At 70.5% G+C, this 1,259-nt stretch carries 2 protein-coding genes; both read left to right on the plus strand.

The features are described from left to right. The coding region (locus H5J30_RS34040; protein WP_181791678.1) for a phosphatidylserine decarboxylase at positions 1-481 on the plus strand (481 nt) is incomplete at its 5' end. Continuing rightward, positions 468-1,259: CDP-diacylglycerol--serine O-phosphatidyltransferase (gene pssA / locus H5J30_RS34045; protein WP_181791680.1), on the plus strand; the 792-nt coding region annotated here is incomplete at its 3' end. The genes H5J30_RS34040 and pssA, both read left to right, overlap by 14 nt.

The following is a 1,259-nucleotide window of genomic DNA, read 5'->3' on the forward strand; positions in this document are numbered from 1 at the left end:
CATGCTGTGGTTCTTCCGCGACCCCGACCGCGAGATCACCGAGGGCCGGGTCGTCTCCCCCGCCGACGGCGTGGTGCAGAGCATCATGTCCCGCCCCGACGGCCGCACCCGGGTCGCGATCTTCATGAGCCCGCTGAACGTGCACGTGAACCGCGCCCCGCTGGCCGGCACCGTCACCTCCGTGGAGCACGTCCCCGGCGGCTACGTCCCGGCGTTCAACAAGGAGAGCGAGAACAACGAGCGCGTCGTGTGGCATCTGGACACCGAACTCGGCGACGTCGAGATGGTCCAGATCGCCGGCGCGGTCGCCCGCCGCATCGTGCCGTACGTGACGAGCGGCACCAAGGTCGAGCAGGGCGAGCGCGTCGGGCTGATCCGCTTCGGCTCCCGCGTCGACGTGTACCTGCCGCAGGGCATCGAGGCCGGCGTGGACGTCGGCCAGGCCACCACCGCGGGGGTGACGCGCCTTGACCGTGATTGATCCGGAGACGAAGGCAGGCTGGGTCCCCGAGGTCGACGAGGACGACGACGACATGCCGCTCTCGACGCGGCTGTCGATCGCCGACACCCTCACGCTCGCGAACGCGACCTGCGGCTTCCTCGCCGTCTACTTCACCACCACCGGCGTCCTCGTCCCGCATCTGATGGGCGAGGACGAGGCCGGCATCGCGCGGCACAGCGCCGCCACCGCCGTGATCCTCATGCTGCTCGCCTCGGTCTTCGACCTCTTCGACGGCCTGGTGGCGCGCAAGCTGCGCAGCTCGGCGATGGGCGCGGAGCTGGACAACCTCTCCGACCTGATCAGCTTCGGGCTGGCGCCCGCGTACTTCGTGCTGGTCTACGGCATGGTCGCCGACGACGCGCACCAGCGGGTCTCCACGGTGGCCGCGGTCGCCGTGGTGCTGGCGGTGGTGCTGCGGCTTGCGCGGTTCTCCTGCGTCACCGTGCGGGACGGCGTCTTCCAGGGCATGCCGAGTCCCTTCGGAGCGCTGACGGTGATCTCGGTGGTGCTGCTGGAGCTGCCGTTCGTGCCGACGCTGCTGGCGATCGTCGGGGTGGCCTGGCTGATGGTGAGCCGGGTGGAGTACCCCAAGCCGCGCGGGCGGCTCGCGGTGGCCACCCTCGTGTGGATCTTCATCAGCATGACCTGCCTGGGCGCGTGGGCCTTCGACGCGCCGAACGGGCAGATGCTGCTCCAGACCGGCTGCGCGCTGCAGATAGTGACGGCCGCGACGATCCCGCTGTTCGCCACCGCCCGC

The organism is Streptomyces phytophilus (assembly GCF_013870535.1).
Lineage (GTDB): Bacteria > Actinomycetota > Actinomycetes > Streptomycetales > Streptomycetaceae > Streptomyces > Streptomyces phytophilus.